This is a genomic window from Devosia sp. Root635, assembly GCF_001427605.1.
Taxonomy (GTDB): domain Bacteria; phylum Pseudomonadota; class Alphaproteobacteria; order Rhizobiales; family Devosiaceae; genus Devosia.
This window is the reverse complement of the sequence record NZ_LMGZ01000022.1, coordinates 264,283-290,946: the sequence shown is the minus strand read 5'-3', so window position 1 is coordinate 290,946 and position 26,664 is coordinate 264,283. Positions and strand designations below refer to the sequence as shown.

General features: G+C 63.9%; 29 protein-coding genes and 1 other RNA gene. 15 read left to right on the top strand and 15 right to left on the bottom strand.

All coding sequences use genetic code 11. The annotated features are described in order from the left end of the window. Nucleotides 1–17: 17 nt before the first annotated feature. Nucleotides 18–878, bottom strand: coding sequence for an LOG family protein (locus tag ASD80_RS16520; RefSeq protein ID WP_056235245.1), 861 nt, complete (start codon nt 876–878; stop codon nt 18–20). Nucleotides 879–953: 75 nt separating this feature from the next. On the opposite strand from ASD80_RS16520, the gene ASD80_RS16515 reads away from it, so the two are divergent. Beyond that, complete coding sequence (locus ASD80_RS16515) at nt 954–1,811, top strand: DUF817 domain-containing protein (RefSeq protein WP_056235242.1); 858 nt, start codon at nt 954–956, stop codon at nt 1,809–1,811. Between the two features lie 4 nt (nt 1,812–1,815). On the opposite strand, the gene ASD80_RS18855 is transcribed toward ASD80_RS16515, so the two are convergent. Then, complete coding sequence (locus ASD80_RS18855; RefSeq protein WP_156460510.1) at nt 1,816–1,983, bottom strand: hypothetical protein; 168 nt, start codon at nt 1,981–1,983, stop codon at nt 1,816–1,818. Between the two features lie 144 nt (nt 1,984–2,127). On the opposite strand from ASD80_RS18855, the gene ASD80_RS16510 reads away from it, so the two are divergent. Continuing rightward, a complete protein-coding gene (locus ASD80_RS16510) occupies nt 2,128–2,796 on the top strand; it encodes a class I SAM-dependent methyltransferase (RefSeq protein ID WP_056235239.1) in 669 nt (222 codons plus the stop codon). Nucleotides 2,797–3,221: 425 nt separating this feature from the next. Here ASD80_RS16510 and ASD80_RS16505 read toward each other — a convergent pair whose 3' ends face one another. After that, entirely contained in the window at nt 3,222–3,872 is a 651-nt protein-coding gene (locus tag ASD80_RS16505; protein ID WP_056235236.1) for a glutathione S-transferase family protein, read from the bottom strand. 130 nt (nt 3,873–4,002) lie between these two features. Here ASD80_RS16505 and ASD80_RS16500 point away from each other — a divergent pair, with 130 nt between their 5' ends. From ASD80_RS16500 to recR, 7 genes are all read left to right on the top strand, one after another. Beyond that, on the top strand, nt 4,003–4,533 hold the full coding sequence (locus tag ASD80_RS16500; protein WP_056235233.1) for a sugar O-acetyltransferase: 531 nt from the start codon (nt 4,003–4,005) through the stop codon (nt 4,531–4,533). Between the two features lie 139 nt (nt 4,534–4,672). Beyond that, complete coding sequence (locus ASD80_RS16495) at nt 4,673–4,927, top strand: AbrB/MazE/SpoVT family DNA-binding domain-containing protein (RefSeq protein ID WP_056235230.1); 255 nt, start codon at nt 4,673–4,675, stop codon at nt 4,925–4,927. Beyond that, a complete protein-coding gene (locus ASD80_RS16490; protein WP_056235227.1) occupies nt 4,921–5,241 on the top strand; it encodes a type II toxin-antitoxin system PemK/MazF family toxin in 321 nt (106 codons plus the stop codon). The genes ASD80_RS16495 and ASD80_RS16490 overlap by 7 nt, the downstream gene beginning before the upstream one ends. A 40-nt stretch (nt 5,242–5,281) precedes the next feature. Then, nucleotides 5,282–5,377: signal recognition particle sRNA small type (gene ffs / locus ASD80_RS18620), an RNA gene on the top strand. Nucleotides 5,378–5,494: 117 nt separating this feature from the next. Continuing rightward, nucleotides 5,495–7,237, top strand: a complete 1,743-nt coding sequence (locus ASD80_RS16485; protein ID WP_082555372.1) for a DNA polymerase III subunit gamma/tau — start codon at nt 5,495–5,497, stop codon at nt 7,235–7,237. Then, the gene (locus tag ASD80_RS16480) at nt 7,234–7,557 is read left to right on the top strand and encodes a YbaB/EbfC family nucleoid-associated protein (RefSeq protein ID WP_056235222.1); all 324 of its coding nucleotides are present in this window, start codon (nt 7,234–7,236) and stop codon (nt 7,555–7,557) included. The genes ASD80_RS16485 and ASD80_RS16480 overlap by 4 nt, the downstream gene beginning before the upstream one ends. Before the next feature lie 69 nt (nt 7,558–7,626). After that, nucleotides 7,627–8,223, top strand: a complete 597-nt coding sequence (gene recR, locus ASD80_RS16475) for a recombination mediator RecR (RefSeq protein WP_056235220.1) — start codon at nt 7,627–7,629, stop codon at nt 8,221–8,223. Between the two features lie 2 nt (nt 8,224–8,225). Here recR and ASD80_RS16470 read toward each other — a convergent pair whose 3' ends face one another. Beyond that, nucleotides 8,226–8,699: a hypothetical protein gene (locus ASD80_RS16470; RefSeq protein ID WP_156460509.1), complete on the bottom strand. Its 474-nt coding sequence runs from the start codon at nt 8,697–8,699 to the stop codon at nt 8,226–8,228. A gap of 72 nt (nt 8,700–8,771) precedes the next feature. Continuing rightward, nucleotides 8,772–9,917 (bottom strand): DNA recombination protein RmuC, encoded by a 1,146-nt coding sequence (locus ASD80_RS16465; protein WP_056235206.1) that lies wholly within the window; start codon nt 9,915–9,917, stop codon nt 8,772–8,774. Nucleotides 9,918–10,040: 123 nt separating this feature from the next. Here ASD80_RS16465 and def point away from each other — a divergent pair, with 123 nt between their 5' ends. From def to truA, 3 genes are all read left to right on the top strand, one after another. Continuing rightward, entirely contained in the window at nt 10,041–10,556 is a 516-nt protein-coding gene (def, locus tag ASD80_RS16460) for a peptide deformylase (protein ID WP_056235204.1), read from the top strand. A gap of 144 nt (nt 10,557–10,700) precedes the next feature. Further along, nucleotides 10,701–11,621 carry a methionyl-tRNA formyltransferase gene (fmt, locus tag ASD80_RS16455; protein ID WP_056235201.1) on the top strand — a complete coding sequence of 307 codons (921 nt, stop codon included), beginning with the start codon at nt 10,701–10,703 and terminating at the stop codon, nt 11,619–11,621. Nucleotides 11,622–11,858: 237 nt separating this feature from the next. Further along, nucleotides 11,859–12,602: a tRNA pseudouridine(38-40) synthase TruA gene (truA, locus tag ASD80_RS16450; RefSeq protein ID WP_056235198.1), complete on the top strand. Its 744-nt coding sequence runs from the start codon at nt 11,859–11,861 to the stop codon at nt 12,600–12,602. Here the strand turns inward: truA and ASD80_RS16445 are convergent. The 5 genes from ASD80_RS16445 to dapD all read right to left on the bottom strand — a co-directional run bounded on the left by ASD80_RS16445 (nt 12,599) and on the right by dapD (nt 16,171). Then, complete coding sequence (locus ASD80_RS16445; protein ID WP_056235195.1) at nt 12,599–13,159, bottom strand: hypothetical protein; 561 nt, start codon at nt 13,157–13,159, stop codon at nt 12,599–12,601. The two genes, truA and ASD80_RS16445, sit on opposite strands and share 4 nt — an antisense overlap. Before the next feature lie 16 nt (nt 13,160–13,175). Further along, a complete protein-coding gene (locus ASD80_RS16440) occupies nt 13,176–13,721 on the bottom strand; it encodes a hypothetical protein (RefSeq protein ID WP_056235192.1) in 546 nt (181 codons plus the stop codon). Continuing rightward, nucleotides 13,718–14,875, bottom strand: coding sequence for a succinyl-diaminopimelate desuccinylase (gene dapE / locus ASD80_RS16435; RefSeq protein ID WP_056235190.1), 1,158 nt, complete (start codon nt 14,873–14,875; stop codon nt 13,718–13,720). Before dapE ends, ASD80_RS16440 begins: the two co-directional genes overlap by 4 nt. 17 nt (nt 14,876–14,892) lie before the next feature. After that, nucleotides 14,893–15,255 (bottom strand): TM2 domain-containing protein, encoded by a 363-nt coding sequence (locus tag ASD80_RS16430; RefSeq protein WP_056235185.1) that lies wholly within the window; start codon nt 15,253–15,255, stop codon nt 14,893–14,895. A 73-nt stretch (nt 15,256–15,328) separates the two neighbouring features. After that, nucleotides 15,329–16,171 (bottom strand): 2,3,4,5-tetrahydropyridine-2,6-dicarboxylate N-succinyltransferase, encoded by an 843-nt coding sequence (gene dapD, locus ASD80_RS16425; protein ID WP_056235183.1) that lies wholly within the window; start codon nt 16,169–16,171, stop codon nt 15,329–15,331. Nucleotides 16,172–16,627: 456 nt separating this feature from the next. Between dapD and ASD80_RS16420 the strand changes: the two genes are divergently transcribed. Beyond that, entirely contained in the window at nt 16,628–18,007 is a 1,380-nt protein-coding gene (locus ASD80_RS16420; RefSeq protein WP_056235180.1) for an FAD-containing oxidoreductase, read from the top strand. 229 nt (nt 18,008–18,236) lie between these two features. Here the strand turns inward: ASD80_RS16420 and ASD80_RS16415 are convergent, their stop codons facing one another. Genes ASD80_RS16415 through ASD80_RS16400 form a run of 4 tightly spaced genes read right to left on the bottom strand, consistent with a single transcriptional unit; the run spans nt 18,237 to nt 22,577 of the window. Beyond that, nucleotides 18,237–19,961: a PAS domain S-box protein gene (locus tag ASD80_RS16415; RefSeq protein WP_082555370.1), complete on the bottom strand. Its 1,725-nt coding sequence runs from the start codon at nt 19,959–19,961 to the stop codon at nt 18,237–18,239. A 46-nt stretch (nt 19,962–20,007) separates the two neighbouring features. Continuing rightward, nucleotides 20,008–20,841 (bottom strand): sugar phosphate isomerase/epimerase family protein, encoded by an 834-nt coding sequence (locus tag ASD80_RS16410; protein ID WP_056235176.1) that lies wholly within the window; start codon nt 20,839–20,841, stop codon nt 20,008–20,010. A 27-nt stretch (nt 20,842–20,868) separates the two neighbouring features. Next, on the bottom strand, nt 20,869–21,318 hold the full coding sequence (locus tag ASD80_RS16405; protein WP_056235173.1) for a hypothetical protein: 450 nt from the start codon (nt 21,316–21,318) through the stop codon (nt 20,869–20,871). A 26-nt stretch (nt 21,319–21,344) separates the two neighbouring features. Further along, nucleotides 21,345–22,577 carry an aminopeptidase gene (locus ASD80_RS16400; protein WP_056235169.1) on the bottom strand — a complete coding sequence of 411 codons (1,233 nt, stop codon included), beginning with the start codon at nt 22,575–22,577 and terminating at the stop codon, nt 21,345–21,347. A 571-nt stretch (nt 22,578–23,148) separates the two neighbouring features. On the opposite strand from ASD80_RS16400, the gene ASD80_RS16395 reads away from it, so the two are divergent. Next, nucleotides 23,149–24,945, top strand: coding sequence for an ABC transporter ATP-binding protein (locus ASD80_RS16395; RefSeq protein WP_056235166.1), 1,797 nt, complete (start codon nt 23,149–23,151; stop codon nt 24,943–24,945). A gap of 174 nt (nt 24,946–25,119) precedes the next feature. On the opposite strand, the gene ASD80_RS16390 is transcribed toward ASD80_RS16395, so the two are convergent. After that, on the bottom strand, nt 25,120–25,545 hold the full coding sequence (locus ASD80_RS16390; RefSeq protein ID WP_056235164.1) for an organic hydroperoxide resistance protein: 426 nt from the start codon (nt 25,543–25,545) through the stop codon (nt 25,120–25,122). A 165-nt stretch (nt 25,546–25,710) separates the two neighbouring features. Here ASD80_RS16390 and ASD80_RS16385 point away from each other — a divergent pair, with 165 nt between their 5' ends. Further along, nucleotides 25,711–26,631, top strand: a complete 921-nt coding sequence (locus ASD80_RS16385) for a VOC family protein (protein WP_056235162.1) — start codon at nt 25,711–25,713, stop codon at nt 26,629–26,631. Nucleotides 26,632–26,664: the final 33 nt, after the last annotated feature.

Sequence of the window (26,664 nt, the reverse complement as noted above, 5' to 3'; positions counted from 1 at the left end):
GCAAATGCTCGATCTCCTCAATCCCCCCGCAACACCTCATCGATCTCCGGCAGATTGTAGAACTGCCGCACGATGTCCCAGCCCTCTTCGGCCGTGTCGACGATGTTGAACAGCTTGGGGTCATCCGGCGCGATCGTGCCGGCTTCCGCCAGCGCCTCGAAATTGATGACCTTGCTCCAGAATTCTGCGCCGAACAGCAGCAGCGGCACCCGGTCCATGCGGCCGGTCTGGATCAGCGTCAGCGTCTCGAAGAATTCGTCTAGCGTGCCGAACCCGCCGGGGAACACCGCCACCGCCTTGGCGCGCATCAGGAAGTGGATTTTGCGGGTGGCGAAATAGTGGAAATTGAAGCTCAACTCCGGTGTCACGTAGAGATTGGGCGCCTGCTCGTGCGGCAAGACGATATTGAGCCCGATCGAGGGTGCCCCCACATCGGCCGCCCCGCGATTGCCTGCTTCCATCACCCCCGGCCCGCCGCCCGTCACCACCACATAGTCCGAAAAGCCCATGGCCTTGGAGGTGAACGAGGCGAGCTGGGCAAACCGCCGCGCCTCGTCGTAATAGCGCGACGCGGCTTCCAGGTTCTTCTTCTGCACCTCGTTCTTGGCCGCCCAGGCCGGCTGCCCCGGCGCCGGAATACGCGCCCCGCCAAACAGTACCACCGTCGAATTGATGCCCCGCTCGCGCAGCCGCAACTCCGGCTTGAGATATTCGAGCTGGAAGCGCACCCCGCGCACTTCCTCCGAGGTCATGAACTCGTCGTCGGCAAAGGCCAGGCGGAACGCGGCCGATTGCGTCTGCGGCGTCTGCGGCGCACGCTTGGAGGCGGCGACGTCCTGGACCGAGGTGCGCAACGAGGTGGGACGTCGTCTGGTCATGCAAAATACCGCCTTAATTCCGAAACCTTCGACAGGGCATATCCAGCCGGGGCGATGTGAGCAAGGGTGAGGGGCTTGAGCCGGTTCACGAGTTTGGAAGCGCGGATCGACGCCGCGGCGCATGCGGTCCTGGCGCGCCTGCCGCGTGGCCGGCTGGCCGATGGTCTGGTCGAGTTCCTGGTTTTCGGCCTCAAGCAGGCCTGGGCTTGCCTGTTCGGCGGGCTGATGCTGGGCATGATCCTCGTCACCCGGCTATGGTGGCCCGATATCGGCCTGGCCCGCTACGACGCCTGGTTCCTCGCCGCCCTGCTGATCCAGCTTGCCATGCTGGCCTTCCGCCTTGAAACATGGAGCGAAGCCAGGGTCATTCTCATCTTCCATATCGTCGGCACCGGCATGGAGCTGTTCAAGACATCGGCCGGCTCATGGATTTACCCCGAAGACGCCATCTTCCGCCTCGGCGGCGTGCCACTGTTTTCCGGCTTCATGTATGCCTGCGTCGGCTCCTACATGGCCCGCATCCTGCGCATCTTCGACATCACCTTCACCCGCTATCCGCCGGTCTGGATGACGGCGCTGCTGGCGGTGGCCATCTATGTCAATTTCTTCAGCCACCATTTCATCTTCGATTTCCGCTGGCTGCTCTTTGCTGTGGTTATCGGGCTCTACCTGCGCAGCGCCATGCACTATCGCGTCTTTCGCTTCCGCCATCGCATGCCCATGCTGCTGGCTTTCCTGTTGGTCGCCCTGTTCATCTGGATCGCCGAGAATATCGGCACCTGGTCGCGCGCCTGGATTTACCCCGACCAGGCCGATGGCTGGGCCCTGGTCAGCTGGGCCAAGCTGGGTTCGTGGTATCTGCTAATGCTGATCTCGGTGGTGCTGGTCACCCTGGTCCACCCACCAAAAGCCTACGAACCGGAGCGGCAGTGACCCCTCAGTCGCGCGCCAGCACCATCACACGCACGCGCTCCAGCCACTGTTTCACAGTGGCCGCCAGGCTGGGTTTGTCGTGATAGTTGCGGAGCATATATTCGGCCAGCCGATAGCCTTCCGCCACGATGCGGCGCTCGTCACGGGTCAGGCCGATGGATGGAACGCGCATGGCAGCCTCCGCTTATGGTTGACGAAACCTTAACGCGGCAAAGGGTGGCCCGTCCGGCCCGATATCGATTCATGGTTTACAGCGGCGCGCTTGACGGTGTCATTCATGTAACAATATAAGTTACATTTACCCGCGAGTGTCAGCATGTCCCATTTCAACGAAGCCGCCGCCGCATCTTATCTCGATGGCCCGCCACGCCAGGTGCCCGGCTATGCCGGCCTGCTGCGCATGACCGCGCTGCTGCTGGCCGAACGCCTGTCGTCCGACGCCCGCGTGCTGGTTCTGGGGGCAGGGGGCGGCATGGAGCTCAAGGCCATGGCTGATGCCCAGCCGCATTGGTCATTCGCCGGCGTCGATCCATCCGCGCCGATGCTGCGACTGGCGGGGCAGACCGTCGCTCCCCATGCCGCGCGCGTGCAGTTGCACGAGGGCTATATCGACGCGGCGCCCGAAGGGCCGTTCGACGCCGCCACCTGCATCCTCACCATGCATTTCGTGCCGCGCGAGCAGCGCCTCGAAACGCTCCGGCAGCTTCGCCGCCGCCTGAAGCCGGGTGCGCCGTTCGTCATGGCCCATATCAGCTTCCCGCAAACCGAGCCCGACCGCTCCCTGTGGATCGCCCGCCACGTCGCCTTTGGCGCCGCCGCGGGCTTGACCGCCGAACAGATGGAGAGCGCCCGCCAGGCCATCGGCACGCGCCTGACCATCCTGTCACCCGACGAAGAAGAGGCATTGCTGGCCGAAGCTGGCTTTGCCGGCATCAGCCAGTTCTACGCCGCCTTCAGCTTCCGCGGCTGGGTGGCCTATGGCTGAGTAATGTTGTCGCCGTAATCCTGGCGGCCGATGATCCGCATGATTTCAACACTGCCGTCGCTGATGCGGTAGTAGATCGAATCCGCGCCGCACACGCTTCGGCGATAGCCATCGCGGATATGGTCAACCGGAGATAAGGCTGTTCCGCTATGCGCTCGAGCCGCCTGAACAGCGCGCGATAATACGCATCAGCCCGGTCCTCGCCATATTCGGCCACACCGTGCCTGTAGATGCGCCCAATATCCTCCCTGGCCGCATCGTTGAGCCTATGGCTGGCCATGTCGGCGCATCTCTGCCTTGATCTCCGACAGCAACGCTTCTGCCGAAACCGAAGACGCACCGCGTTGTTCGGCAGCGATGAGCTTTTCGCGGATAGCCGCTATCTCGGAGGCAGTTTCCTGTCCTTCGCAGGGGTGCCGGGCAGGCTAGTCGGTCGGCCGAGCCGCATAGACTGCCAGTTGCGCCGCAAAGGCCCGCTGGTAGGCGGGCCGCGCCTGGGCGCGGGCAATGTAGGCCGAGATATTGGCGTATTCCTCGATGATACCCGAGCTGCGCGCCCGCAGCATCACATGCACCAGCATGATGTCGGCAGCGCTGAAATCGCCATCAATCCATTCGGCATCGCCGAGATAGGCGGACAGGGCGTTGAAGCGCTCGCGGATGCGGTCCTTGACCACCGGCATGCGCGCCTCGGCCCAACTCTTGTCGCTCTCGAGCAGCTTGGCATTCTGATATTCGACAATGGGCTGCTCCACCGTGCTCACGGCAGCAAACATCCAGGTGATGGCGCGCGCCCTGGTATTGGCATCGTCGGGCAGCAGGCCCGGGTGGTTCCGGGCGATTTCGATGATGATGCTGCCGGTCTCGAACAGGGCCAGGCCGCCCTCCTCATAGGTCGGGATTTGTCCGAACGGATTGAGCGCACGATGGGCTGGCTGCTTCATCTCGGCAAACGAAACCAGCCGCACATCATAGGGCTGGCCGACCTCCTCGAAGGCCCAGCGCAGGCGCATGTCGCGGGCGAGTCCCGCGCCCCGGTCGGGTGACGTCGCAAAGGCGGTAATGGTGGCGGTCATGGCAAGGCTCCGGTGATTGCTTCTGGCCAAGGACGATGGCCGCCCAGCTTCCCCGACATCCAGTCTGGAGACTTTCCCCGTCCGGCGTCAGCCGCGCTATCATCCGCCTCGACTCACCGGAACCCCATCAATGACCAATCCCGCCCGCTCGGCCGAAGGCCGTGCCCGCTTTGAAAACGTCCAGCGCGCCGTTCGCCTCTCGGCGCGGCTCAGCGATATCGGCTTCGACGATCTCGATGGCCTGCATACCGCCTTCTCCGAACTCATCGGCAAGCCGGTCGGCGACCGTTTCATGGTCATCCCGCCCTTCTCGACCGATTGCGGGCTCAACATCACCATCGGCCACAACGTCTTCATCAACCAGGGCTGCCACTTCATGGATATGGGCGGCATCGCCATCGGCGACGATGTGATGATCGGCCCCAAGGTCAATCTCGTCTCTGCCGGCCACCCCGTCTCGCCATCCGAGCGCCGCAACGGCATCGTCGCCAAACCCATCATCATCGGCAACAATGTCTGGATCGGCGCCGCGGCGACCATTCTTCCCGGCGTCACCATCGGCGACAACGCCGTCATCGCCGCCGGCGCGGTGGTCAGCCGCAGCGTTCCGGCAAACACCGTGGCGGCTGGCGTTCCGGCCCGCGTCTTGAAACACCTCTAGAACCTCGGCGCTCACGGCTCCCCTTCTCCCCTCGTGCCCGAAGGGGGATGAGGGGGTGTCGCAAAACACAGACCTCCTGCCAGCCGGTGTCCGTTGTAACATTGTTGTAACGGATGCCTGTTGGTGCTATGGTTCCGCCATGCAAAGCGCCCTCAAGAAGTTTGGCAACTCGGCCGGTATCGTCATTCCCAAGCCTATGCTCTCCGAAATCGGAGCGCAGGCGGGGGATCGGATCGATATTAGCGTCGAAAATGGGCGCATTGTCTTGGCACCCGTGCGTAGCGCCGTCCGCGAGGGATGGGCCGAGGCTTCGCGGCTGCTCGCCGAGGTTGGGGATGATGGACTGGTATGGCCCGAATTCCCTAATGATGACGATGAGTCCTGGGAGTGGTAGTGCGAGGCGAGGTCTGGCTTGTAGCCTATGACCCCACCGTGGGCAGTGAGATCCAGAAAACGCGGCCTGCCGTGGTCATCTCACCGCCTGAGATGCATGATTACCTGCGCACGACCATCGTCGCGGCGATGACATCCAAGGGGCATCCAGCGGTTTACCGCGTGCCGGCCCTCTTCCAGGGCGTGGAGGGTCTCGTTCTGCTCGATCAAATAAGGGCAGTCGACAAGCGTCGTCTGCTGAGACGGCTTGGCGGGCTTGATCCATCGACCCTGCATCGCGTGCTCGATACCTTGGGTGAGATGTTCGCGCCCTGAGGCCTTGCGCTCGCCCCATTTTCTTCGCATATAGCCCCTCGGGAGGTTGGCGCGGACGTGTTCCTCGCCAACCGGGTCAGGTCCGGAAGGAAGCAGCCCCAACGAGACCTTCACGGGTCGATGCCAGCCTCCTACTTAATCTGTTCACAGATGGCGTTTGGTTTCGCAAACCGGCTTGAGGCTTTTGCGGGCGGCGCGCCATTGCCCTATGGTCGGAGCATGATCCAAGGCAGATTCCCGGCAATGCGAGGCGATGGAGGGCTCGATGGCTGACGCACCGACCTCGCCCTATCTCGTCCTTGCGCGCAAATACCGGCCGCGCGACTTCACCACGCTGGTCGGCCAGGATGCCATGGTGCAGACGCTAGGCAACGCCTTCGCGCAGAACCGCATCCACCACGCCTTCATCCTGACCGGCGTGCGCGGCGTCGGCAAGACCACCACGGCCCGCATCCTGGCCCGCGCCTTCAACTACGAGGACGCCTCCGGCCCCCATCCCACGCTCGATCTCAGCGTCGAGGGCACCCATTGCCGCGCCATCATCGAGGGCCGCCATGTCGACGTCATCGAAATGGACGCCGCATCCAATACCGGCATCAACGATATCCGCGAGATCATCGACTCGGTGAAATACGCGCCGTCCTCGGCGCCCTACAAGGTCTACGTCATCGACGAAGTCCACATGCTCTCGACGGCGGCTTTCAACGGCCTGCTCAAGACCCTCGAAGAGCCGCCCCCCTATGTGAAGTTCATCTTCGCCACCACCGAAATCCGCAAGGTGCCGGTGACGATCCTTTCCCGCTGCATGCGGTTCGATCTGCGCCGCATCACGCCCGACATCATGACCGCCTATCTGGAATCGATCCTGGGGCAGGAGGGCATCAGCTTTGAGCCCGAGGCCCTGGCGATGATCGTCCGCGCCGGCGAAGGCTCGGCCCGTGACAATCTGAGCCTGCTCGACCAGGCTATTTCCCATGGCAACGGCACGGTCACCGCCGCGACCGTCAAGGCCATGCTGGGCCTGGGCGATCGTGCCCGCATCATCGACCTGTTCGAGCAATTGCTGGGCGGCCGCATTGGCGAGGCCATCGAGACCATGCGCGCCCTCTACGACATGGGCGCCGATCCGCAGACCCTCGTCGCGGACCTCGCCGATTTCACCCATCTGGTCACCCGCATCAAGGTCGTGCCCGCTGCGGCCGACGATGTCTCGCTCACCCCCGATGAACGCCGCCGTGGCGCCGAGCTGGCCGGCAGGCTGCCCATGCGCGCGCTCACCCGCGCCTGGCAAATCCTGTTCAAGGGCTATGACGAGGTGGCCCGCGCCAGCAATGGCCTGCAGGCCGCAGAAATGGCGCTGATCCGACTGGCCTATGCTGCCGATCTCCCCAGCCCCGACGATCTCATTGCCCGTCTGGCCAATCAGCCGGCCCCGGCGCCCAGCCTGCCGCCGACAGCCCCGGTCAATCGCGGCCCCTCCGGTGGTGGTGGCCCTTCTGCCCTGCGTGTCGAAGCGCCGCGCCCGGTCGTGACCGAGGCCGTGGCCGCCGCGCCCCAGCCGCAGGCGGCCCTGGCCACCGTCGCCAGCTACAGGGAACTGATTGCTCTGGCCGGCGCCAAGCGTGACGTGCTGGTCAAGCTGGCTCTCGAAAGCCAGATGCGCCCCATCTCTTTCGAGCAGGGCCGCATCGAAGTGGCGCTGGCCGACGGGGCCGATCCGGGCATGATCGCCACCCTCTCGGCCCGGCTCCAGCTCTGGACCGGCCAGCGCTGGCTGGTCAATGTCTCCAGCAAGCCGCCCGAGGGCCTGACGGTCCGCCAGGAAGCCGCGCAACGCCAGCAGGCAGCCCAGGCCGCCGCGCATGACGATCCGCTGGTCAAGGCCATTCTCGATACATTCCCCGGGGCTAAACTGGTCAATGTGACGGTGCGCGACGACGCCACTGCACTTGAACCCGATCTGCCTCCGCCCCCACTTGAAGAGGACGACGAATGAAAGACATCATGGGTATGATGAAAGCCGCCGGCGAGATGAAGGGCAAGATGGAGGCCATGCAGGCCGAGCTTGCCGATCTCGTGGTCGAAGGGCGCTCGGGCGGCGGCATGGTCGTGGTCTCGCTCTCCGGCAAGGGCGACATGAAAGGCGTCAAGATCGATCCGTCGCTCTTCAAGGAAGACGATGTCGAAGTGCTCGAAGATTTGATCGTCGCCGCCCATGCCGATGCCAAGACCAAGAGTGAAGCCGAGATGCAGCGCAAAATGGCCGAAGTCACCGCCGGCCTGCCCATCCCGCCGGGCATGAAATTCCCGTTCTGATTTTCACGCGTCCCGGCGCGTCGATGCTAACAGTCTGCTAACCAATTCGGGCAAGGTGTGAACGCGAAAATGGCTTCCGGCGGCCCCGAAATCGAACAGCTCATCCAACTCCTGGCCCGCCTGCCGGGCCTCGGTCCGCGCTCGGCCCGCCGTGCCGTCTTGCAACTGATCAAGAAGAAGGATCAGCTCATGATCCCGCTCTCGGCTGCCCTCGACCGGGCCGTAAGTGCCGTCAGAACCTGCGAAATTTGCGGCAATGTCGATACGATCAGCCCTTGCTCGATCTGCTCGGACCCGCGCCGCGCCGACAGCGGCATGCTGATCGTGGTCGAAGACGTCGCCGACCTCTGGGCCCTGGAGCGGGCGGGCGTCGGGGCCGTCCGCTATCACGTCCTGGGCGGCGTCCTGTCGCCACTCGACGGCGTCGGCCCCGACGACATCTCCATCGATGACCTGCTGAAAAGAGCAGGCGATTTCAAGGAGATAGTCCTGGCCGTCAACGCCACCATCGAGGGCCAGACCACGGCGCATTACATCACCGACCGCCTCGCCGGCTCGGGCGCCAAGGTCACCCGCCTCGCCCACGGCGTCCCCGTCGGCGGCGAGCTTGATTATCTCGACGAAGGCACCCTCAGCCAGGCGCTCAAGGCGCGCACCGAGATTTAGTGTTAGTGTAAGTCCTTGTCGGGCCTGAATTCCTCGCCGCCGTCCCAGCGCTCTTCTTCAAGCCTATCGTCGTCCTCCTCGTCGCCCTCGATGGCTTGGCGGGCGTCCTCATCGTCCGGTGACAGGGCGTCCAGCCGGTCGGAAGGATCATTGTCGAAATTGGTGGCCAGCCCGGCATAGGCCTCGCCGTCCTCGCCATTGGCAATGGTGGCGCTCAATTCGTCTATGGCCCGGTCGAGTTCATCCAGCATGGCGGCGGGATCCTGGCCGCCCCAGTCGCCGCTTTCACGGATGGCGCTCTCGTCGCGCAATTCCCGCAACCGCGCCAGCCGCTCCTCGGCCGACCGATCGTCGCCATACAGCAGTTCCTCGATTTCGGTCTGCGTATAGGGCTGGGAAATGCCCGGCTGGTCGGCATTGTCGAAATTGGTGTCCTGCGGAACCATGGTTCCGTGATGGTCGTGATGCTGTGCCATTCTCGTCTCCCCTGGCTCGATAACCAAGGCAGAACGCGCGGCGCGGCAACCGGTTCGACCATTGTGATCCGATTATTCCCCGGCCAGCCGCTGCGGCTCTTCGAAGTCCATGGCATCGATGCGGTCGCCACGCTTGGCGATCTTGGCGGTGGAGGTAAGAATATTGCCGATATCGGCATTGGCCTGGGTGAAGTGGGCCTGCAGCTTGTTCACCCGATCGTCCAGCCGCGCAATGTCGCCCAGCAATTCACGCACTTCCTTCTGGATCAGATGCGCTTGCTCGCGCATGCTGACATCGCGCAGCAAGGCCTGGATCACCTGGATCGACAGCATCAGCAATGCCGGCGAGACGATGACGACGCGGGCCCGCGACGCCTTCTGCACCACATCCTCGAAATGCTCATGCAGGTCGGCGAAGATCGATTCCGAGGGCACGAACATGAAGGCGGTGTCCTGCGTCTCGCCGGGCAGCAGGTATTTTTCCGAAATGGCTTTGACGTGGACCGCAATGTCCGAGCGGAAGCCGGCATTGGCCTGCCGCACCTCGTCGGGCGTGGTCGCTGCGCTGATCCGCTGCCAGCTCTCCAGCGGGAACTTAGCGTCGATCACCAGCTTGGGCGCGTCATTGGGCATGATGATTAGGCAGTCGGGCCGGTAGCCGTTCGATAGCGTGGTCTGGAAGGAATAGGCATTGGGCGCCAGCCCATCGCCGATGATGGCTTCCATGCGACCCTGCCCGAAGGCGCCACGGGTCTGCTTGTTGGCCAGAATCGACTGCAGCGAGATGATGTCGCCTGAAAGCGATGTCATGGTCGATTGGGCCCGATCGATGACGGCCAGCCGCTCATGCAGCTTGTTGAGCCCCTCATCGGTCTTGGCCCGGCTTTCCTGCAGCGCCTGGCCGACGCGCTGGCTGGTGGAATCGAGCCGCTCGTTGACCAGCCGCGCCAGGTCCGACGTGCGCGAACCGAAGATTTCCGACATGGTCTGCATCCGGCCGGTCATTTCCGACTGTACCTGCATCAGGCCGGCCAGGTGGCGCTCCATTTCGGCCGACCGGTTCAGCGCCGCCTGCGCTTCTTCGGCGCGGGCACGATTGGTCCGCAGCGAGGCCACCAGACCGATAACCAGCAGAACCGCCATCACGGCCACGCCGGCGGCCATGGCGGTCGCCAGCGTCACCGGAAAATCGCCGACTACAAAGAGCACATTATCCATCCGTGCATCTTACCGCGATTCGCACGTTCGCATAATGTTCTCATTCGCGCCGCCCACAAGAGTTGACCGGACGCGCGGAAATACCATATCGAGGGGCAACTCCCTTTCTGCCGGACCTTTGCCATGGCTGTTCGCCCCATTCTCGTCATTCCCGATGCGCGCCTGCGCGCCGTTGCCGATCCGATCATCGAGGTTGACGATGAGATCAAGTCGCTGGCCAAGGACATGCTGGACACCATGTATGACGCGCCCGGCATCGGCCTTGCGGCGACCCAGCTTGGTGTGATGAAGCGCATCGTGGTGATGGACCTGGCGGCGGAAGGTGAACCTCCCGATCCAATGGTGCTGATCAACCCCGAAATCACCCATTTCGGCGACCAGATGCAGGTGACCGAGGAAGGGTGCCTGTCGATCCCCGAACTCTATTACGAGGTCGAGCGCCCCAATGAGGTCACGGTGAAATACACCGACCTCGACGGCAAGGAAGTCGTCAAGGAAGCCGAGGGCAAGCTGGCCGTCTGCATCCAGCACGAACTCGATCACCTCGATGGCGTGCTCTATATCGACTATCTCAGCCGCCTGAAGCGCGATCGGGTCATCAAGAAATTCGATAAGCAGGCCAAGCGCGCCGCCGGGTAGTGGCCTTTCTGCCGGCCGCCGGTCCTCCCTCATCACCGGGCTTGTCCCGGTGATCCATTTCCGGGCCAATGGATTGCCCGGACAAGCCGGGCAATGACGGTGGTTGGAAAATCCGGGCACGGCCCGGTCTGAGGAGCAATCAGCATGCGCGTCGTCTTCATGGGCACGCCGGATTTTTCCGTTCCCACCCTCACCGAGATCGTCTCTTCCGGGCACGAAGTCGTTGCCGTCTATACCCGTGCGCCCAAGCCTGCGGGACGCGGCCAGGAAGAGCGCAAGTCGCCGGTGCATCTGGCGGCCGAAGCGTTCGGCATTCCGGTCTTCACCCCGAAATCACTCAAGGGTGAGGCCGAGCAGATCGTCTTTGCCAGCCATGGCGCCGAGGTGGCCGTGGTCGTGGCCTATGGCCTGCTGCTGCCCAAGCCCATTCTTGATGCGCCCGAACAGGGTTGCCTGAACCTGCATGGTTCGCTCCTGCCGCGCTGGCGCGGCGCCGCACCCATTCAGCGCGCGATCATGGCGGGTGACCGGGAGACCGGCGTCATGGTGATGCAGATGGATGAGGGACTGGATACTGGTCCCGTTGCCCTGATTGACATGATCCCCATCAGCGCGGACCTGACGGCGGGCGAATTGCACGACCAGATGATGCGCGTTGGCGCCGATCTCATGGGGCGGGCCCTCGCCGCCCTGGAACGCGGAAGCCTCGATTTCAAGCCGCAGCCCGAGGACGGCGCCATCTACGCCAAAAAGATCGACAAGGCCGAGGCGCGCATCGATTGGTCGCGTCCGGCCGAAGATGTGCACAACCGTATCAGGGGCCTCTCGCCCTTTCCCGGCGCCTGGTTCGAGCTGGACCTGGGCGGCAAGCCGGTGCGCATCAAGGCCCTGCGGTCGACATTGGGGCAGGGGAGAGGTGCCCCCGGCGCGCTGCTCGACAACCTCACCATTGCCTGCGGCAGCGGCGCCGTGCGGCTGACCCAAGTGCAGCGCGAGGGCAAGGGCGCCATGGATGCGGCGACCTTCCTGCGTGGGGCGGGGGCGCTGCCCGCGTCCGTCAGCTGAACGCAAATGCTTTGCGCAAAATCGTCACCAATGCCTCGGCGCCCTGGCGATCAAGTTGGATGACCTGTGATACTTTGCCAGGAATTTCGCGATCAGGTCGTCCATACGTGTTGATCTGGACAAATCCTTTCCCATCCCGTTCAAACACAGCGTACCTAGCGTCGACCTCTTCGTGGAGTTGGGTCCGTTCGCTATCCAATTTTTCAAATTTCCTGACTAGAGCCAAAGGTTCCTCCTATTTCCGCCTACAGGTATAAGCTCACCATCGAATATGACGGAACCCCGTTTTCCGGCTGGCAGCGGCAGCCCGAGCGGCCGAGCGTGCAGCAGGCGCTCGAAGAGGCAATCTACGCCATGTCGGGCGAGGCGGTGACCACCCAGGCGGCGGGGCGCACCGATGCGGGCGTGCATGCGCTGGGACAGGTGGCCCATTTCGAGCTGAGCAAGACGTGGGATCCGTTCCGCATCCGCGAGGCGCTGAACTATCACCTGCGGCCCGATCCGGTGGCGATCATCGAGGCCGAGGCGGTCAGCGACAGCTTCGAGGCCCGCTTCTCGGCCACGGCGCGACACTACGAGTACCGCATCCTCAACCGGCGTGCGCCGCCGGTAATCGAGCGCAACCATGTGTGGCACATTCCCAAGAACCTCGATGCCGAAGCGATGGACCATGCGGCCGGCCTGATCCTGGGCACTCATGACTTCACCACGTTCCGCTCATCGGAGTGCCAGGCTAACTCGCCTTTGCGGACGTTGGATAAGTTTTCGGCGCGGCGGGAGCTGGACCACATCGTGATATCAGCCAGTGCCCGCAGCTTCCTGCATCATCAGGTGCGATCCATGGTGGGCTCGCTTCGCATGGTCGGCGAAGGCAAATGGTCGCCCGCCGATTTCCGCGCCGCGCTCGATGCCAGGGATCGCCGTCGCTGCGGCGCCATGGCGCCATCTTCGGGGCTCTACCTGACCCGGGTAGATTACTAGACAGGCGGTGGGCCGAGGATAACCGCGACCACGGCCAGCGCCAGGAACACGCCGACCGCCTGCGAAATGAACAGGATGCCGATCTGCAAGGCCGTCAGTGTGACAATGAAGCGGCCGATATTGATGAAGGTCGCCAGCGCCAGGATCACCACCAGCACCAGGATGACGATGCCGGCGGGGCCGAGCAGCGTCGAAAGCAGCAGCAGCAATGCCGAGGCCAGCGTCACCCAGTTGGACGCGACGAGATAGGGGATGAAGCCATCCTGCCGGCCCATCTGCCGCAGGGCGACGAAAGCAGTGGCGGCCTGGGCGACGAACAGGGCGCCATTGACGATGATCGACTGCGTCGCTGCCCCCGGCGGCAGGTCTATGCCGGTAAGGCGTGGCCCGAAGCCTGCCAGGCCGATGGCGATGATCGTCGCGATGAGGCTGCCGATCAGCCCGCGCTGGCTGAAATCGAAATAGGACGGCGCCTGCCGGTTGCCGATAAGCAGCGCGACGCAGCCGCGTGCGGCAGCCATCAGTTCATCGAGGAAGGTCGTGGTCGGCTGGGCCAAGGGCTTGTCTCGATAATCAGGTGGGAGAACCGGCAATGCTGCTCAGCATGTAGAGCGCCTGTCGCATGGCGACAAGCAGCAGCACGGTCAAAACTGCAAAGCCTATGGATATGGCGGTGGGCCAGCCGGTGGCCGCCCGCGCCAGCCGATAGAGCAGATAGCCCAATGCCAGCCAGCTCAGGATAACGATCGGCCCGCCGATCAGGCTCGCCAGCAGCCCCTCGATGACGATGAAAGCCATGAGCGCGTAGGTGGCGGGCACCACCAGGTCAAGCACCGGCTCAGTGCCGCGCACGACATTGCGCGTGCCCAGCAGCACCAGCACCATAGCGACAAGTGGCAAGGCCAGGGCGAACATGCCCGCCAGGATGGCGAACAGGCCCGGAATATCGGTACCGATAGCCACGATGATGACAGCGAGGAAGGTGACGAAGGCGAAGATCGCCAGGGCCGTCGCCAGGCCCGGCGCCGTACGCGTGAAGCGCTCGCGCCAGCCGGCCTTGCCGCCGAGCAGCATCGTCCAGCCGATGACGGCATTGCGCAGCGCGGCCCAGATCTTCATATGCTCACTCCAAAGAAGCGGACCATGAAGGCGCGGTAGATATCGGTCAACCCGATGAGATCGGCGATGGCGATATGCTCGTCCGCCTTGTGCATGGAGGGGCCGACAAGGCCGCATTCCACCACCGGGCCATATTGCGCGATGAAGCGGGCATCGGACGTGCCGCCGCCGGTGGAGAATTCGGGCCGGCGGCCGGTGACGCTGGCGATGGTATCGGCCAGGCTATCGACATCGCCGCTGAGCGGCGACAGGAACGAGCGCGACGGTATGCCGGCGACGGCAAAGGTCACGGTCGCACCGGCGGCATCGACGCCGGCGACGCGCCCGCGCACCCAGTCAGCCAGCGTGTCGGGTGTCCACAGGTCATTGTAGCGGATGTTGAACTTGATCGTGCCGGCAGCCGGGATGACGTTGGAAATGGCATTGCCGACATCGATCGAGGTGACTTCGAGATTGGTCGCGGGGAAATGGGCAGTGCCGTTGTCGATGACTGTATCCAGCGCTGTCACGATGCGCGCCAATGCCGGCAGCGGGTTGTTGGCCTTGTCGGGATAGGCGACATGGCCCTGAGTGCCGGCGACGGTGATGGTGCCCGAAAGCGAGCCGCGGCGACCGATCTTGATACTGTCGCCCAGCAAGGAGGCCGAGCTGGGTTCGCCGACAATGGCGAAATCGAAATGGTGCTGCTGCGCCTCGGCCCATTCCATCAGCTTGTCGGTGCCGTTGATGGCGTCGGCTTCCTCGTCATTGGTGATGGCGAGCATGATCGTGCCGGCATCATCGGGAATGGCGGCAGTGGCGGCGACGAAGGCTGCGATGCCCGACTTCATGTCGGCGGCGCCGCGGCCATAGAGCTTGCCGTCGGCCTCGCGCGGGGTGAACGGATCACCGGTCCAGTTGGCCGGATCGCCCGGCGGCACCACGTCGGTATGGCCGGCGAACAGCAGCCGGCGGCCGCTATTGCCCCTGACGGCGAAGAGATTGTCCACCGGATAGGAACCGTCACCCTCGAAACGCAGGCGGGTGACCGAGAAGCCGATCGCACTCAGGGCGCGATCGAGAACATCGAGAGCGCCAGCGGCCTCGGGCGTCACCGAAGGGCAGGCGATGAGCTGCTTGAGCAGATGGACGGGATCGTCCGCGATATCAGGCAAACTTCCCGCCTTTATTCTCAGTGTTTCAGGACGATGCGACCGGACGTTGCAGCACCCGAAAAATGTGCCGCGAGGCGGCTATTATAGTCCTGAAGCATGCCCGGAATGAGGAACGCGTCTACCAGCACCCAGATGCCGACAATGATAAAGCCAAAAATGCCGACGAAAACGATCGACAACACGATCGACAGAAGGGTGATCACCAATTGGGCAATAGCTGGGCCAGTGGAGCCCAGGTAGAAGCGGTGTGCGCCGAAGCCACCAAGAAAGAACCAGAGTAGATAGGCCACGACGCCACTTTTCTTGTTGGCGTCGTATTGCATGCTTGCCTGCGCATCACGGCTCACGCCATTTGCGGTTGTGGAACTGTAGTCGCTCATTATCTGCCCCCAAATCTTGACCTGCTATTCAATAGAGAGGAGCCTGCGGCTAAGCAACTGCAACCTTTCCGCCTTAATCGCGCAGCAGGTCGTTGATGCCGGTCTTGCTGCGGGTCTGGGCGTCCACCGTCTTGACAATGACGGCGCAATAAAGGTTCGGTCCCGGATTGCCGTTGGGCAGCGGTTTGCCGGGCAGGGAGCCCGAGACGACGACGGAATAGGGCGGCACCTTGCCGATATGGATTTCCCCGGTATTGCGATCGACGATCTTGGTCGAGGCGCCGATGAATACGCCCATGGAAATGACCGAGCCCTCGCCCACCACCACGCCTTCGACCACTTCCGAGCGCGCGCCGATGAAGCAATTGTCCTCGATGATGACGGGGCCCGCCTGCAGCGGTTCGAGCACGCCGCCAATGCCGACGCCGCCCGAAATATGGACATTCCTGCCGATCTGCGCGCAGGAGCCGACGGTGACCCAGGTATCGACCATGGTGCCCTCGTCGACATAGGCGCCGACATTGACGAAGCTGGGCATCAGGACGACGTTGCGGCCGATAAAGGCCGGGCTGCGCACCACGGCGCCCGGCACGGCGCGGAAGCCGGCCTCGCGGAAGGTATTCTCGCTCCAGCCCTCGAACTTGGTGGGCACCTTGTCCCAGTAATGCGAACCGCCCGGCGCGCCTTCGACCAGCTTGTTGTCGTTGAGTCGGAAGCTCAGCAGCACGGCCTTCTTGAGCCACTGATTGACCTGCCAGGCGCCGTTCACCTTCTCGGCCACGCGCAATTCGCCCTTGTCCAGCAGGCGCAGCGCCTCGCCGACCGCCTCGCGCACCGCACCCTGGGTGTGGAAATTGATCTCGGCACGCGCCTCGAAGGCGTCATCGATGGTCTTGGCGAGGTCGGTATGGGACATGAAGAAATTCCTGGCTGGGATGCGGAGCGGACCATAGCCGGGAGGGAGGCGGTGTCAATCGGACATACGGAGACGCCGCCTGCAACGCGGTTGTCGATAGACGAGCGGATCCCGAGACGGCCTTCGCCTCTGGTAAATTTAGTAGTGAGACGGAAGCCGTCTCGGGATGCCGGGACTTGCTCGGACGGCGCGATCGCAGACCCTGGCGGTTAGCCGTAGCACCCCGCCCAAACGCCTCGTGATACGCGCGGTTTTGGGGTGGGGGATAAGTTTTGCTTTTGGGCACCACGCTTTCCTCATGCGCGGTGTCATCCCGGCTCAAGGCCGGGATGACATCAAGGGTGGGGTGCGATTGTGCCACGTCCACAGCATGCCGTTTCCGGGGCAATGACGAACGTCCCGCTGGCATTTTGCCTTGCATAGTCATAGACTTGCCGCCGATTGGAGGGGGCGGTCATGTCGGAACAATTCGATGCCATTGTTATCGGTGCAGGCCAGTCCGGCCCCTTCCTGGCCGCGCGGCTGGCAGGGGCCGGACGCAAGGTGGCGCTGATCGAGCGCGAACATCTGGGTGGGACCTGCGTCAATGACGGCTGCACGCCCACCAAGACACTGGTGGCCAGTGCCCGCGCGGCCTGGGCCGCCCGCCACGCCGCCCAGTTCGGCGTGGTGGTCAAGGGGCCGGTCACGGTGGACATGGCGGCGGTCAAGGCGCGCAAGGACAAGGTGGTCGGTGCCTCGGTCAAGAGCCTCACCGAGTGGATCGGCGGCCTGAAGACACTCGAATATATCAAGGGCGAGGGCAGCTTTGTTTCGCCCACCGAGGTCAAGGTGGGCAAGCGGGTGCTGACCGCGCCGCAAATCTTCATCAATACCGGCGCCACGGCCAGCGTGCCCAACTGGCCCGGCATCAAGAGCGTGCCCTACCTGACCAACACGTCGATGATGAACCTCGACACGCTGCCGGGGCACCTGATCATCGTCGGCGCCAGCTATATCGGGCTCGAATTCGCGCAGATGTATGCACGCTTCGGCTCCAAGGTCACGGTGATCGAGCGCGGTTCGCGCCCGGCCATGCGCGAGGACGCCGATATTTCCGCCGCCATCCGATCCATCCTCGAAGCCGAGGGCGTCACCTTCATGTTCGGCACCACGGTCGAGGCGGTGGCCAAGGCCGGGCATGGCGTGCTGCTGTCGCTCAAATGCGGTGACCGGCTGGCTTCGATCGAGGGCACCCATATGCTGGTGGCTCTGGGGCGCACGCCCAACACTGCCGGCCTCAACCTGGCCGCTGCCGGTATCGAAACCGATGCGCGCGGCTATATTCCGGTGGACGACCATCTGCGTACCGGCGTCAAGGGCATCTGGGCCATGGGTGACATCAATGGCCGCGGCGCCTTCACCCACACGTCCTATAATGATTTCGAGATCGTCGCCGACAATGTCATCGATGGCGGCAAGCGCTCCATTGCGGGCCGGATCCCGGTCTATGGCCTGTTCATCGATCCGCCGTTGGGCCGTATCGGCATGAGCGAGGCCGAGGTCCGCAAATCGGGCCGCAAGGCGCTGATGGGCGTGATGCCGATGGCCAGGGTCAGCCGCGCCAAGGAGCGGGGCGAAACGCAGGGCCTGATGAAGGTACTGGTCGATGCGCAGAGCAAACAGGTTCTCGGCGCGGCCATATTGGGCATTGGCGGCGACGAGGTGGTTCATTCGCTGCTGCAGCTCATGGCCGCAGGCACGCCCTATACGACCATGATGCACACGGTGCATATCCACCCCACGGTGACAGAACTGATCCCGACGCTGCTGGCGGATTTGAAACCGCTGCAATAGCGTAGGTCCTTGAATGCCGTTATGCGCCTCCCTCCCCCTTGTGGGGAGGGATTGAGGGTGGGGGTGATGAGCGTCGAGCGGGCACGCCAGCTACGGATGCGCATGACCGCATTCCGAGTGTCACCCGTTGCTTCAACAGCCGCCGACTAGGCTTCCCTCCCCCTTGGTGGGGAGGGAATGAGGGTGGGGATGTTGCGCCGTCCCATGCCTGATGTTTTGAAGGTGACCCTCACATATCCCCGAACGACACCGCTATCCCCCGCCCGCGGGCCTTGGCGGCGTAGCACGCCGCGTCCGCCTCGCCCATGAAGCCCAGGGGGGAGGCTGGTTCGCCGGTGACCATGGTGAGGCCGACGCTGGCGCCGATATGGTAGGTGCGGCCGGCCCAGCCGAACGCGAGGGCAGCGATGGCGCGCACCACCTTTTCAGCGATGCGCTGGCCCACTTCGGCCGGACAGTCGTTGAGCAGCACGGCAAATTCGTCGCCGCCGATGCGCGCCGCCACATCGTGGCTGCGGCAGGAGCCTCTGATAGTCTGGGCCACCTGCTTGAGCAGGGCGTCGCCGGCGGCGTGGCCGGCATTGTCGTTGACCGGCTTGAAGCGGTCGAGGTCGATATAGAGCAGGCAATGACGGCGGCCGCTATCGCGGGCCGAGCCGATGGCGCCGTTCAGCGCCCGCTCGAAGGCGGCACGGTTGGGCAGGCCGGTCAGGTCGTCATGGGTAGCCGAATGGGCCAGTTCGCGCTGCATGGCGCGGCTCTGCGTCACGTCCTGGAACACCAGCACGGCGCCGGTGAGCTTGCCCGTTGGCGTGCGCACCGGCGCGGCCGTGCAGCGGATATCCCGCTCGCTGCCGCTCTTGCCGATCAGGATCATGTCATCGTCGAGATGCGCCGGCCGGTCGGTGGCGAGGCAAATGGCGACGGGGCAGTCCTGCGCCTCGCCGGTCATGCCATCGCGCAGGGTGAAGATGGCCCTGACTTCCTGGCCGACAGCCACAGCCGAGCTATAGCCTGTCAGCAGTTCGGCAGCCGGATTCATGAATACGACGCGACCATTCTCGTCGGTCGAGATCATGCCGTCGGCGATGGAATCGAGGGTGATACGCAGCCGTTCCTTCTCGGCCGCCAGCTCAAGCTCGATGGTCTTGAGACGGGTAATGTCGGTATCGGTGCCCAGGGTGCGCACGGCATTGCCATGCTCGTCCCATTCCACCGGCTTGCCGCGGCTGAGAATCCAGATGTAGCTGCCGTCGCGCGTGCGCTCGCGATATTCCAGCGCATCGAGTCCACTGTCGCCCTTGTCCTGGCGGTCCACATTGTCCTGAATATATTGCAGGTCGTCAGGGTGGATGCGGGCCAGCCACTTGGCCTGGTCACCATCGACATCCTCGTCGGGCGGAATGCCGCGCATGACGCGCCACATGCGCGAGTAAAACATGGTGTCGGTGCGGATATCGTGATCCCACACGCCCTGGCGCGCGCTTTCCAGTGCGAAATTCCAGCGGCTCTCGGAATGGGCGAGAGCCTCTTCGGCCTTTTTCTGCAATTCGATGCTGGTGATCTGGGTGATGAGGTAGAGCGGCTGGCCGGTCGTGTCCGAGCGCAACACCGAGGCGGCGACCATGACCCAGAGCGGTCCGCCATCGGCATGGCGGAAGCGATGCTCGCCGCGATACTCGCCGGACTCGCCGCGCATCAGCCGGCTCAGGCGCTGCCTTGCGGCGGCGCTGTCATCGGGGTGGATCAGCTCGAGGATATTGTCATTGGAGGCGTCGTCGACGCGGTGCCCCAGCAGCTCGACAAAGGCGCGGTTGGCATAGACCATCCGGCCGTCCATTTCGGACACCACCATGCCCACTGCGGCATTGTCGACGATCTTGGCCAGCATCGAGCCGATCCGCTCGAAGCGGAGGATGGTCGGAGCGACAGTTTTCGACACACGAGCGGGCATTTGCGCACTCTGCGTGACACTCCCTTAATAACTGGCTTAAGCGGAGTCAGACATCGCGCGATGTGATGAAGTCGCGCTCGGTGGCCAGACCATGCCATTCGCCGGGGACTTCGCTGTCGAAGATCAGCGTATAGGGGCCCTTGTAGCCGGCCTCTTCGGCCAGGGTGACGCAGGCGCCATAGTCGGCCTCGTCGAGCTCGCCGTCGATGAAGCTGGCCTTGGCGTGGCACAGTTCGGCCCGGCCGAAGATCGACTTGAGGTCGGCATATTTGGCGGCCCCGCCCCAATTGCCGAAATCGCCCAGCAGGCCGATGCGGCCATCGAGCTTGTCGAGCAGGTAGTGGACATGGGCCGGCTCGGCCAGCAGGTCGAACCAGTTCTCGGTGACGAGGCGCACCGATGAGCCGGCATTGCCATCGGCCAGTGCGGTCAGTGCCTTGACCGAGCGATCGAGCGCATCGCGGGTCGGCTTCTGCTTGCCGGCGATGATGCGGGCATTGTCGGCGCCCAGTTCATTGGCGATCTCGATCCAGCTCGCAATCCAGGCGGTGTCGCGGGCGCCGTGCTGGGGATGGCTGATATCGCCGGCATCGATCAGCAGGGTCTGCAGCCGGACATTGGAAATCTTGAGCTGGTCGCGCAGTTCCCCCAGATAGACCCTGTCGCGGCTGCGCAGGTGGAAGGAGACGATTTCGAGCCGGTGATAGCCGTGATTGGCCAGCACCGAAGGCAGGCCGAGCAGCGATTCCTCGCCCTCGCCATAGGCCTGCTGCTCCGCCCCGATCTCGGTGGTGGTGAGGTCGTGCGGATAGATGGCGCCCAGCAGGCGGTGCAGCGACCAGGTGGAAACGGCAATGCGATCGGGGCTGACACTGGCCATGTTCTGGCTCTCCTGTTCGTGGCGGGTCTACATGTTCCGGAGTTCGAATTCGAAGGTCTTGAGCAGGCGAGTACCGGCTTTGACGTCGATGCGATAGGCGCCTGCGGGATCGCCCTCGGCAACGCACCAGCCACTCCAGATCCAGCCGTCTTCGGGCGTGAGCGTCAGTGGCGTGGTGGCGGTGCGCTGGTCGTCGGAGATGACCGTAAGGCTGCCCTCGCCGAGGCCCCAGCTCGCGGGTGCTGCGGGAAGGGTATAGACCTCGGTCACCTCCACCGCGCCCTTCACCTTGCCGAGGTGCAGATGCCAGTCGTAGCAGGTGCCGGCGAGCAGCGGCACGAGCGTCGTGCTTTCCACAAGGTCGTCCTGCCCAGGCATGCGCGGCACCGAAATGGTGAAGTCGCTGTCCAGCACGGTCTGGGCCAGAGCGGGCTGCGCCAGGACGAGCAGGCTCAACGTCGACAACAGTTTCTTCATGCCGCTCCTCCCTGGCGCATTGGCTGTCAGTTGGCCCACTCGCCGCCGCGCATTACCGGTTCGGTGGTGCCATCGGCATGCACGCCATCGATGTCGATCTTGTCCGAACCGATCATCCAGTCGATGTGGATATTGCTCGTATTGCCACCCTGGGCGCTGATCTGGTCCTGGGTGAGGTCCTTGCCGCCGACGAAGCAGTCCGAATAGCACTGGCCCTGCGCGATGTGGCAGGAGGCGTTTTCGTCGTAGAGCGTGTTGAAGAACAGGATGCCCGAGGCCGAAATCGGCGAGGAATGGGGCACGAGTGCCACTTCGCCCAGGCGCCGGCCGCCTTCGTCGGTATCGAGTACCTTGTTGAACAGGTCGCCATTCTTGCTGGCCTTGAACTCGACCAGCTTGCCGCCCTCGAAACGGGCCTGCATGTCTTCGATCAGCGCGCCATTATGGCTGAGCGGCTTGGTGCCCGAGACATGGCCTTCCACGCGCAGCTTGTGCGGGGTGGTGAACACTTCCTCGGTCGGGATATTGGGGTTGCAGGTAATGCCGTTCTTGGCTTCCGAGGCGCCGCCCTTCCACCGATGGCCATCGGCGAGGCCAACGGTGAGATCGGTGCCGGGGCCGGTATATTTGAGTGACGCGAAGCTCTTGCCGTTGAGCCAGGTCCAGCGCTTCTTGAGGTTGGCATTGTGCTCCTTCCAGGCGGCGATGGGGTCTTCCTGGTCGACGCGCGATGCCTTGAAGATGGCATCGGCCAGCTTGGAGACGGCTTCCTCGTCGCTGTCATTGGGGAAGACGAGCTTCGCCCAGGCGGCGCTGGGATAGGAGACGATATTCCAGTTGATGTCGAAGCCGGTGATGAGCTGGAGGGCCGGCTTGTAGGCGGCCGAATTGGCGCGCATGGCGCGGGTCACCTTGTCGGGGTCCTGACCGGACAGCATCATCGGATTGTCGCCGGCGATGGCGAGGCGTGCCGCATTGTTCCTGAAAGCCTCGGCCATGCCCGAATAGAGCCAGCCGGCCGCCTTGTCGAAGCTGGCGGCATTGGCATGCTTGTAGCGGGCGAGGGTAGACTCCTCGTCCGAATAGATGGTGGTGACCAGCCCGGCGCCGGCCTTGTAGGCATGTTCGGTGATGCGGCGGACCAGCGGGGCGGCGGTCATCGGCGCGGTCATCACCAGATCCTGGCCTTCGGCCAGTTGCAACCCGACCTTGATGGCAACCTGGGCGAGCTTGTCGAGCTTGACGGGATCGATGGTCATTTGGGCGAATGCCTCTTGGTTTTGAATCGGTTGGCCGGAGGGTAATCCCGGAAGGGGGCGGGACGCCACAGGGGAGGGCGGGGAAATTTACTGGCTGCGACCGCCAACCATCTCCTCCCCACCCACCGGGCTTCCCGCGGACTTGATCCGCGGGTCACTTTCAATCTGGCACAAGCGACGAGAGACCCCCGGATCAAGTCCGGGTGAGGCGATTGTGGGTGGGCAACCTCACACTCCGGGACGAAACGTCCTCTGTGGCTTTCCTGCATCACCTGTTGTGACGTTGCAAAATACCCCGTTGGCAAGTCCGAACGGTTTCGTTACAAACCGTCCACCGCTTCAGATCGAACAAGGGAGGCGTTGTATGGCAGTGACATTCATGCTCTCCCCATCTGGCGACACTCGACGTTAGGTCGTCGCCATCCGCGGCCCGCCTGTGGCCGCCCGCGGTTTTCTTCTTCATCACAGCCCGATTGATCTGACGGGGATCATTTCGTCCTCGGTACCGGCTGTGCCTTCATCTCTCTGTCTTTGAGGGCCGGTTGCCGGATAACGGGACCGGGCTGCCAAAATGAGTCGCAAGAAACTCGATTTCCGTGCCGATGCCTATCGCAACGTGCTCGGCTTCACCTTCCGCCACTGGTCCAGCCGGCTGCCGCTGGTCGCGGTCATCTGCGCGCTGGTCATTACCTCGACGCTGGCCGAAGTCATGGTGCCGGTATTTTCCGGGCAGATCGTCGATGCCATTGCCGGCGGAACGAATGGTGGCGCCGATGTCGCCCTGCGCGCCTTCAGCATCGTCGTCGGCCTGGGCCTGACCAGCGTCATCCTGCGCTGGTTCATCTTCCAGGGCGTGATCCGGCTGACCATCCGCATGATGGCCGAGCTGGTCAATGACGGCTTCTACCGGGTGCAGCGCTTCTCGACCGACTGGCACGCCAACAGCTTTGCCGGCTCGACCGTGCGCAAGATTACCCGCGGCATGTGGGCGCTGGATTCGCTCAACGACCTGCTGCTGGTGATGCTGCTGCCATCGGTGGTGATGCTGGTCGGCGCCAGCGTCATCCTGGGCTCGTATTGGCCGGTCATGGGCCTGATCGTCGCGCTCGGCTCGGTCATCTATATCGGCGTGACCGTCATGCTCTCGATGGGCTTTGTCTCGCCCGCAGCGAGCCTGGCCAATGCCTGGGACACCAAGCTGGGCGGCGCGTTGGCCGATGCCGTGAGCTGCAATTCGGTGGTCAAGGCCTTCGGCGCCGAGACCCGCGAAGAAGGGCGAATGCGCCATGTGCTGGGCAAGTGGGACATCCGCACCCGCCGCACCTGGAAGCGCGGTACGCTGAGCGGCACCATCCAGGGCTTCATGATGGTGACGATGCAGGCCGGCATCCTCGGCACCGGGTTGCTGATGTGGCAGCGCGGGCTGGCCAGTCCGGGCGACATCACCTTCGTCCTCGCCATGTTCTTCGTGCTGCAGGGCTACCTGCGGGACGTGGGCCAGCATATCCGCAACCTGCAGCGGGCGGTCAACGACATGGAGGAGCTGGTGGCGCTCGACAAGACGCCGCTGGGCATCGACGATGTCAAGGGTGCCAAACCCATCGCCATCGGCAAGGGCGAGATCGCCTTCGATCACGTCACCTTCCAGTATGGCGCGCATCCGACGCCGCTCTATCGCGACTTCTCAGTGACCATCGCGCCGGGCGAGCGGGTGGGGCTAGTCGGCCATTCGGGCTCGGGCAAGACGACCTTCGTCAAGCTGATCCAGCGGCTCTACGACGTGAAGTCGGGCGCGATCCGCATCGATGGGCAGGATATCGCCCAGGTGAAGCAATCGAGCCTGCGCGGCCAGATCGCCATCGTGCAGCAGGAGCCTATCCTGTTCCACCGCACGCTGGCCGAGAACATCGCCTATGCCCGCCCCGACGCGACACGCGCCGAGATCGAGCTGGCGGCCATGCAGGCCAATGCGCATGACTTCATCCTCGACCTGCCCAAGGGGTACGAAACCATGGTGGGCGAGCGGGGCGTGAAGCTCTCGGGTGGCGAGCGGCAGCGCGTCGCCATCGCCAGGGCGTTCCTGGCCGACGCAAGGGTACTGATCCTCGACGAGGCGACATCGAGCCTCGACAGCGAGAGCGAGGTGCAGATCCAGCAGGCCATGGAGCGGTTGATGGTGGGACGGACGACGCTGGTCATCGCGCATCGGCTGTCCACGGTGCGGGCGCTGGACCGGCTGCTGGTCTTCGACAAGGGCAAGATTGTCGAAGAGGGCGACCACGACCAGCTCATCCGCCTCAATGGCGGCATCTATCGCCGGCTGTTCGAACGGCAGGCACTGGAGCTGACCAAGGGGCTGGTGGCGTAAAACGGAAGCGCCGGGGTGTGAGCCCCGGCGCTTTTTTGTTTGTTTCGTGCTGTATTCCCCACCCACAATCGCTTCCCCCGGACTTGATCCGGGGGTCTCTTACCGCTTGTGCCGGGCCGAGAGTGACCCGCGGATCAAGTCCGCGAGCGCCGGTGGGTTGGCAGAATCAGCGACCTAGACCACGTCCAGCGTCACGTCGAACCCCTTCCGGCTCACTTCGCTATAGGGGCAGATCACGTGGGCGCGCTGGATGATGTCCTCGGCCTTGGCCTTGTCCATGCCGGGAATGTGGGCCTTGAGGGCGGCTTCGATCCAGAAGCCTTCGCCGTCGGCGCGGTCCTTGAAGCTGACTTCGGCGGTGACGGTGGCGTCCTCGGGGATTTTGTCGCCGCTCTTGCGGGCGGCGGCCTTCATGGCGCCGAGGAAACAGGCCGAATAGCCGACGGCGAACAGCTGTTCGGGATTGGTGCCGCGGGCGCCGTCGCCGCCCATCTCCTTGGGCGTGGTCAGGGTGACATCCAGCACGCCGTCATCGGTGGCGCCATGGCCGGAACGGCCGCCGGTGGATGTGGCGCGCGCGGTATACATGATCTTGGGCATGCGAAGTCTCCTGGAAACGAGTGAGACCGCACTCCAGCATGAAACTATGAAGAGCGGAAGGCGAGTGATTGCCCGCATTTTGCCGAACAATGCCTTCGGCACCGGGGCGCTGGCGCGACCAATGCCGGGGCCTATATGCTCTGCAGGACAATTCAGGAGGTCGCCATGATCGACACATCCGTACAGATTAACGTGAAATCCAAGCCCATCCTGCCGCTGACCACCACGCTGGGCGCGGTGCATATCGCGGTGACCGACCGCAGCAAGGCGCTCGCCATCTGGCAGGACGTGGTGGGGCTCGACCTCATCGCGGAAAATGGCAATGAACTGGTGCTGGGCGCCGGCGGCAAGCCGCTGATCGTGCTGGAAACCGGGGCGACGCGGCCTTCGGTGCAGCGCACGATCGGGCTGTATCACGTCGCCATCCACGTCCCCTCGCGGGCCGAACTGGCGCAGATGGCGGTGCGGGCCTTGCAGCGCAATGTGCGCATTTCGCCGACCGACCATCTGGTGAGCGAAGCGATCTATCTCTGGGATCTCGACGGCAACGGCATCGAAATCACCTTCGAGACGCCATGGCGCGGTACGCTGGGCGACCCCGACAAGGGCGAAACCTATGCGGTGACCGCGGACGGCCAGCCTCATTCGGGCCGCGACCCCATCGACATGGACGGGCTGCTGGCCGAACTTGGACCCGAGCCGGTGCTGGCGGCGCGTATGCCCGCTGGTACGCGGATCGGCCATGTGCATGTGCATGTGGGCGACCTGCAGCAGGCCATGGACTTTTATCGCGATGTCATCGGCTTTGCCGGCTTCCTGCTGATCAGCTCGTTCGGCATGGGCGATGTTGGGCTCGACTACATGCCCCATACGATCGCGTTCAACATCTGGTCCGGGCCGAATGCCATGCTGCCCCCGGCGGGTGCTGCCGGGTTGCGCTGGTTCACCATCAATGTGCCGGATGCGGCGACGCTGGAGGGCCTGAAGACGCGGCTTGCCGGGGCAGGGGCATCGGTGGCGCCGGTCGAAGGTGGCATCGAGACGCAGGACCCGTTCGGCAACCGGATCAGGGTGCTGGTGGGGTAGACATGAAGCAATTCCCTCCTCACAAGGGAGGGA

What these genes read in the sequence shown, in the direction of transcription:
- ASD80_RS16520 (WP_056235245.1), bottom strand. Translation starts at nt 878, where the DNA reads ATGACCAGACGACGTCCCACCTCGTTGCGCACCTCGGTCCAGGACGTC.
- ASD80_RS18855 (WP_156460510.1), bottom strand. Translation starts at nt 1,983, where the DNA reads ATGCGCGTTCCATCCATCGGCCTGACCCGTGACGAGCGCCGCATCGTG.
- ASD80_RS16510 (WP_056235239.1), top strand. Translation starts at nt 2,128, where the DNA reads ATGTCCCATTTCAACGAAGCCGCCGCCGCATCTTATCTCGATGGCCCG.
- ASD80_RS16505 (WP_056235236.1), bottom strand. Translation starts at nt 3,872, where the DNA reads ATGACCGCCACCATTACCGCCTTTGCGACGTCACCCGACCGGGGCGCG.
- ASD80_RS16500 (WP_056235233.1), top strand. Translation starts at nt 4,003, where the DNA reads ATGACCAATCCCGCCCGCTCGGCCGAAGGCCGTGCCCGCTTTGAAAAC.
- ASD80_RS16495 (WP_056235230.1), top strand. Translation starts at nt 4,673, where the DNA reads ATGCAAAGCGCCCTCAAGAAGTTTGGCAACTCGGCCGGTATCGTCATT.
- ASD80_RS16485 (WP_082555372.1), top strand. Translation starts at nt 5,495, where the DNA reads ATGGAGGGCTCGATGGCTGACGCACCGACCTCGCCCTATCTCGTCCTT.
- ASD80_RS16480 (WP_056235222.1), top strand. Translation starts at nt 7,234, where the DNA reads ATGAAAGACATCATGGGTATGATGAAAGCCGCCGGCGAGATGAAGGGC.
- recR (WP_056235220.1), top strand. Translation starts at nt 7,627, where the DNA reads ATGGCTTCCGGCGGCCCCGAAATCGAACAGCTCATCCAACTCCTGGCC.
- ASD80_RS16470 (WP_156460509.1), bottom strand. Translation starts at nt 8,699, where the DNA reads ATGGCACAGCATCACGACCATCACGGAACCATGGTTCCGCAGGACACC.
- ASD80_RS16465 (WP_056235206.1), bottom strand. Translation starts at nt 9,917, where the DNA reads ATGGATAATGTGCTCTTTGTAGTCGGCGATTTTCCGGTGACGCTGGCG.
- def (WP_056235204.1), top strand. Translation starts at nt 10,041, where the DNA reads ATGGCTGTTCGCCCCATTCTCGTCATTCCCGATGCGCGCCTGCGCGCC.
- fmt (WP_056235201.1), top strand. Translation starts at nt 10,701, where the DNA reads ATGCGCGTCGTCTTCATGGGCACGCCGGATTTTTCCGTTCCCACCCTC.
- ASD80_RS16440 (WP_056235192.1), bottom strand. Translation starts at nt 13,721, where the DNA reads ATGAAGATCTGGGCCGCGCTGCGCAATGCCGTCATCGGCTGGACGATG.
- ASD80_RS16430 (WP_056235185.1), bottom strand. Translation starts at nt 15,255, where the DNA reads ATGAGCGACTACAGTTCCACAACCGCAAATGGCGTGAGCCGTGATGCG.
- dapD (WP_056235183.1), bottom strand. Translation starts at nt 16,171, where the DNA reads ATGTCCCATACCGACCTCGCCAAGACCATCGATGACGCCTTCGAGGCG.
- ASD80_RS16420 (WP_056235180.1), top strand. Translation starts at nt 16,628, where the DNA reads ATGTCGGAACAATTCGATGCCATTGTTATCGGTGCAGGCCAGTCCGGC.
- ASD80_RS16415 (WP_082555370.1), bottom strand. Translation starts at nt 19,961, where the DNA reads ATGCCCGCTCGTGTGTCGAAAACTGTCGCTCCGACCATCCTCCGCTTC.
- ASD80_RS16410 (WP_056235176.1), bottom strand. Translation starts at nt 20,841, where the DNA reads ATGGCCAGTGTCAGCCCCGATCGCATTGCCGTTTCCACCTGGTCGCTG.
- ASD80_RS16405 (WP_056235173.1), bottom strand. Translation starts at nt 21,318, where the DNA reads ATGAAGAAACTGTTGTCGACGTTGAGCCTGCTCGTCCTGGCGCAGCCC.
- ASD80_RS16400 (WP_056235169.1), bottom strand. Translation starts at nt 22,577, where the DNA reads ATGACCATCGATCCCGTCAAGCTCGACAAGCTCGCCCAGGTTGCCATC.
- ASD80_RS16395 (WP_056235166.1), top strand. Translation starts at nt 23,149, where the DNA reads ATGAGTCGCAAGAAACTCGATTTCCGTGCCGATGCCTATCGCAACGTG.
- ASD80_RS16390 (WP_056235164.1), bottom strand. Translation starts at nt 25,545, where the DNA reads ATGCCCAAGATCATGTATACCGCGCGCGCCACATCCACCGGCGGCCGT.
- ASD80_RS16385 (WP_056235162.1), top strand. Translation starts at nt 25,711, where the DNA reads ATGATCGACACATCCGTACAGATTAACGTGAAATCCAAGCCCATCCTG.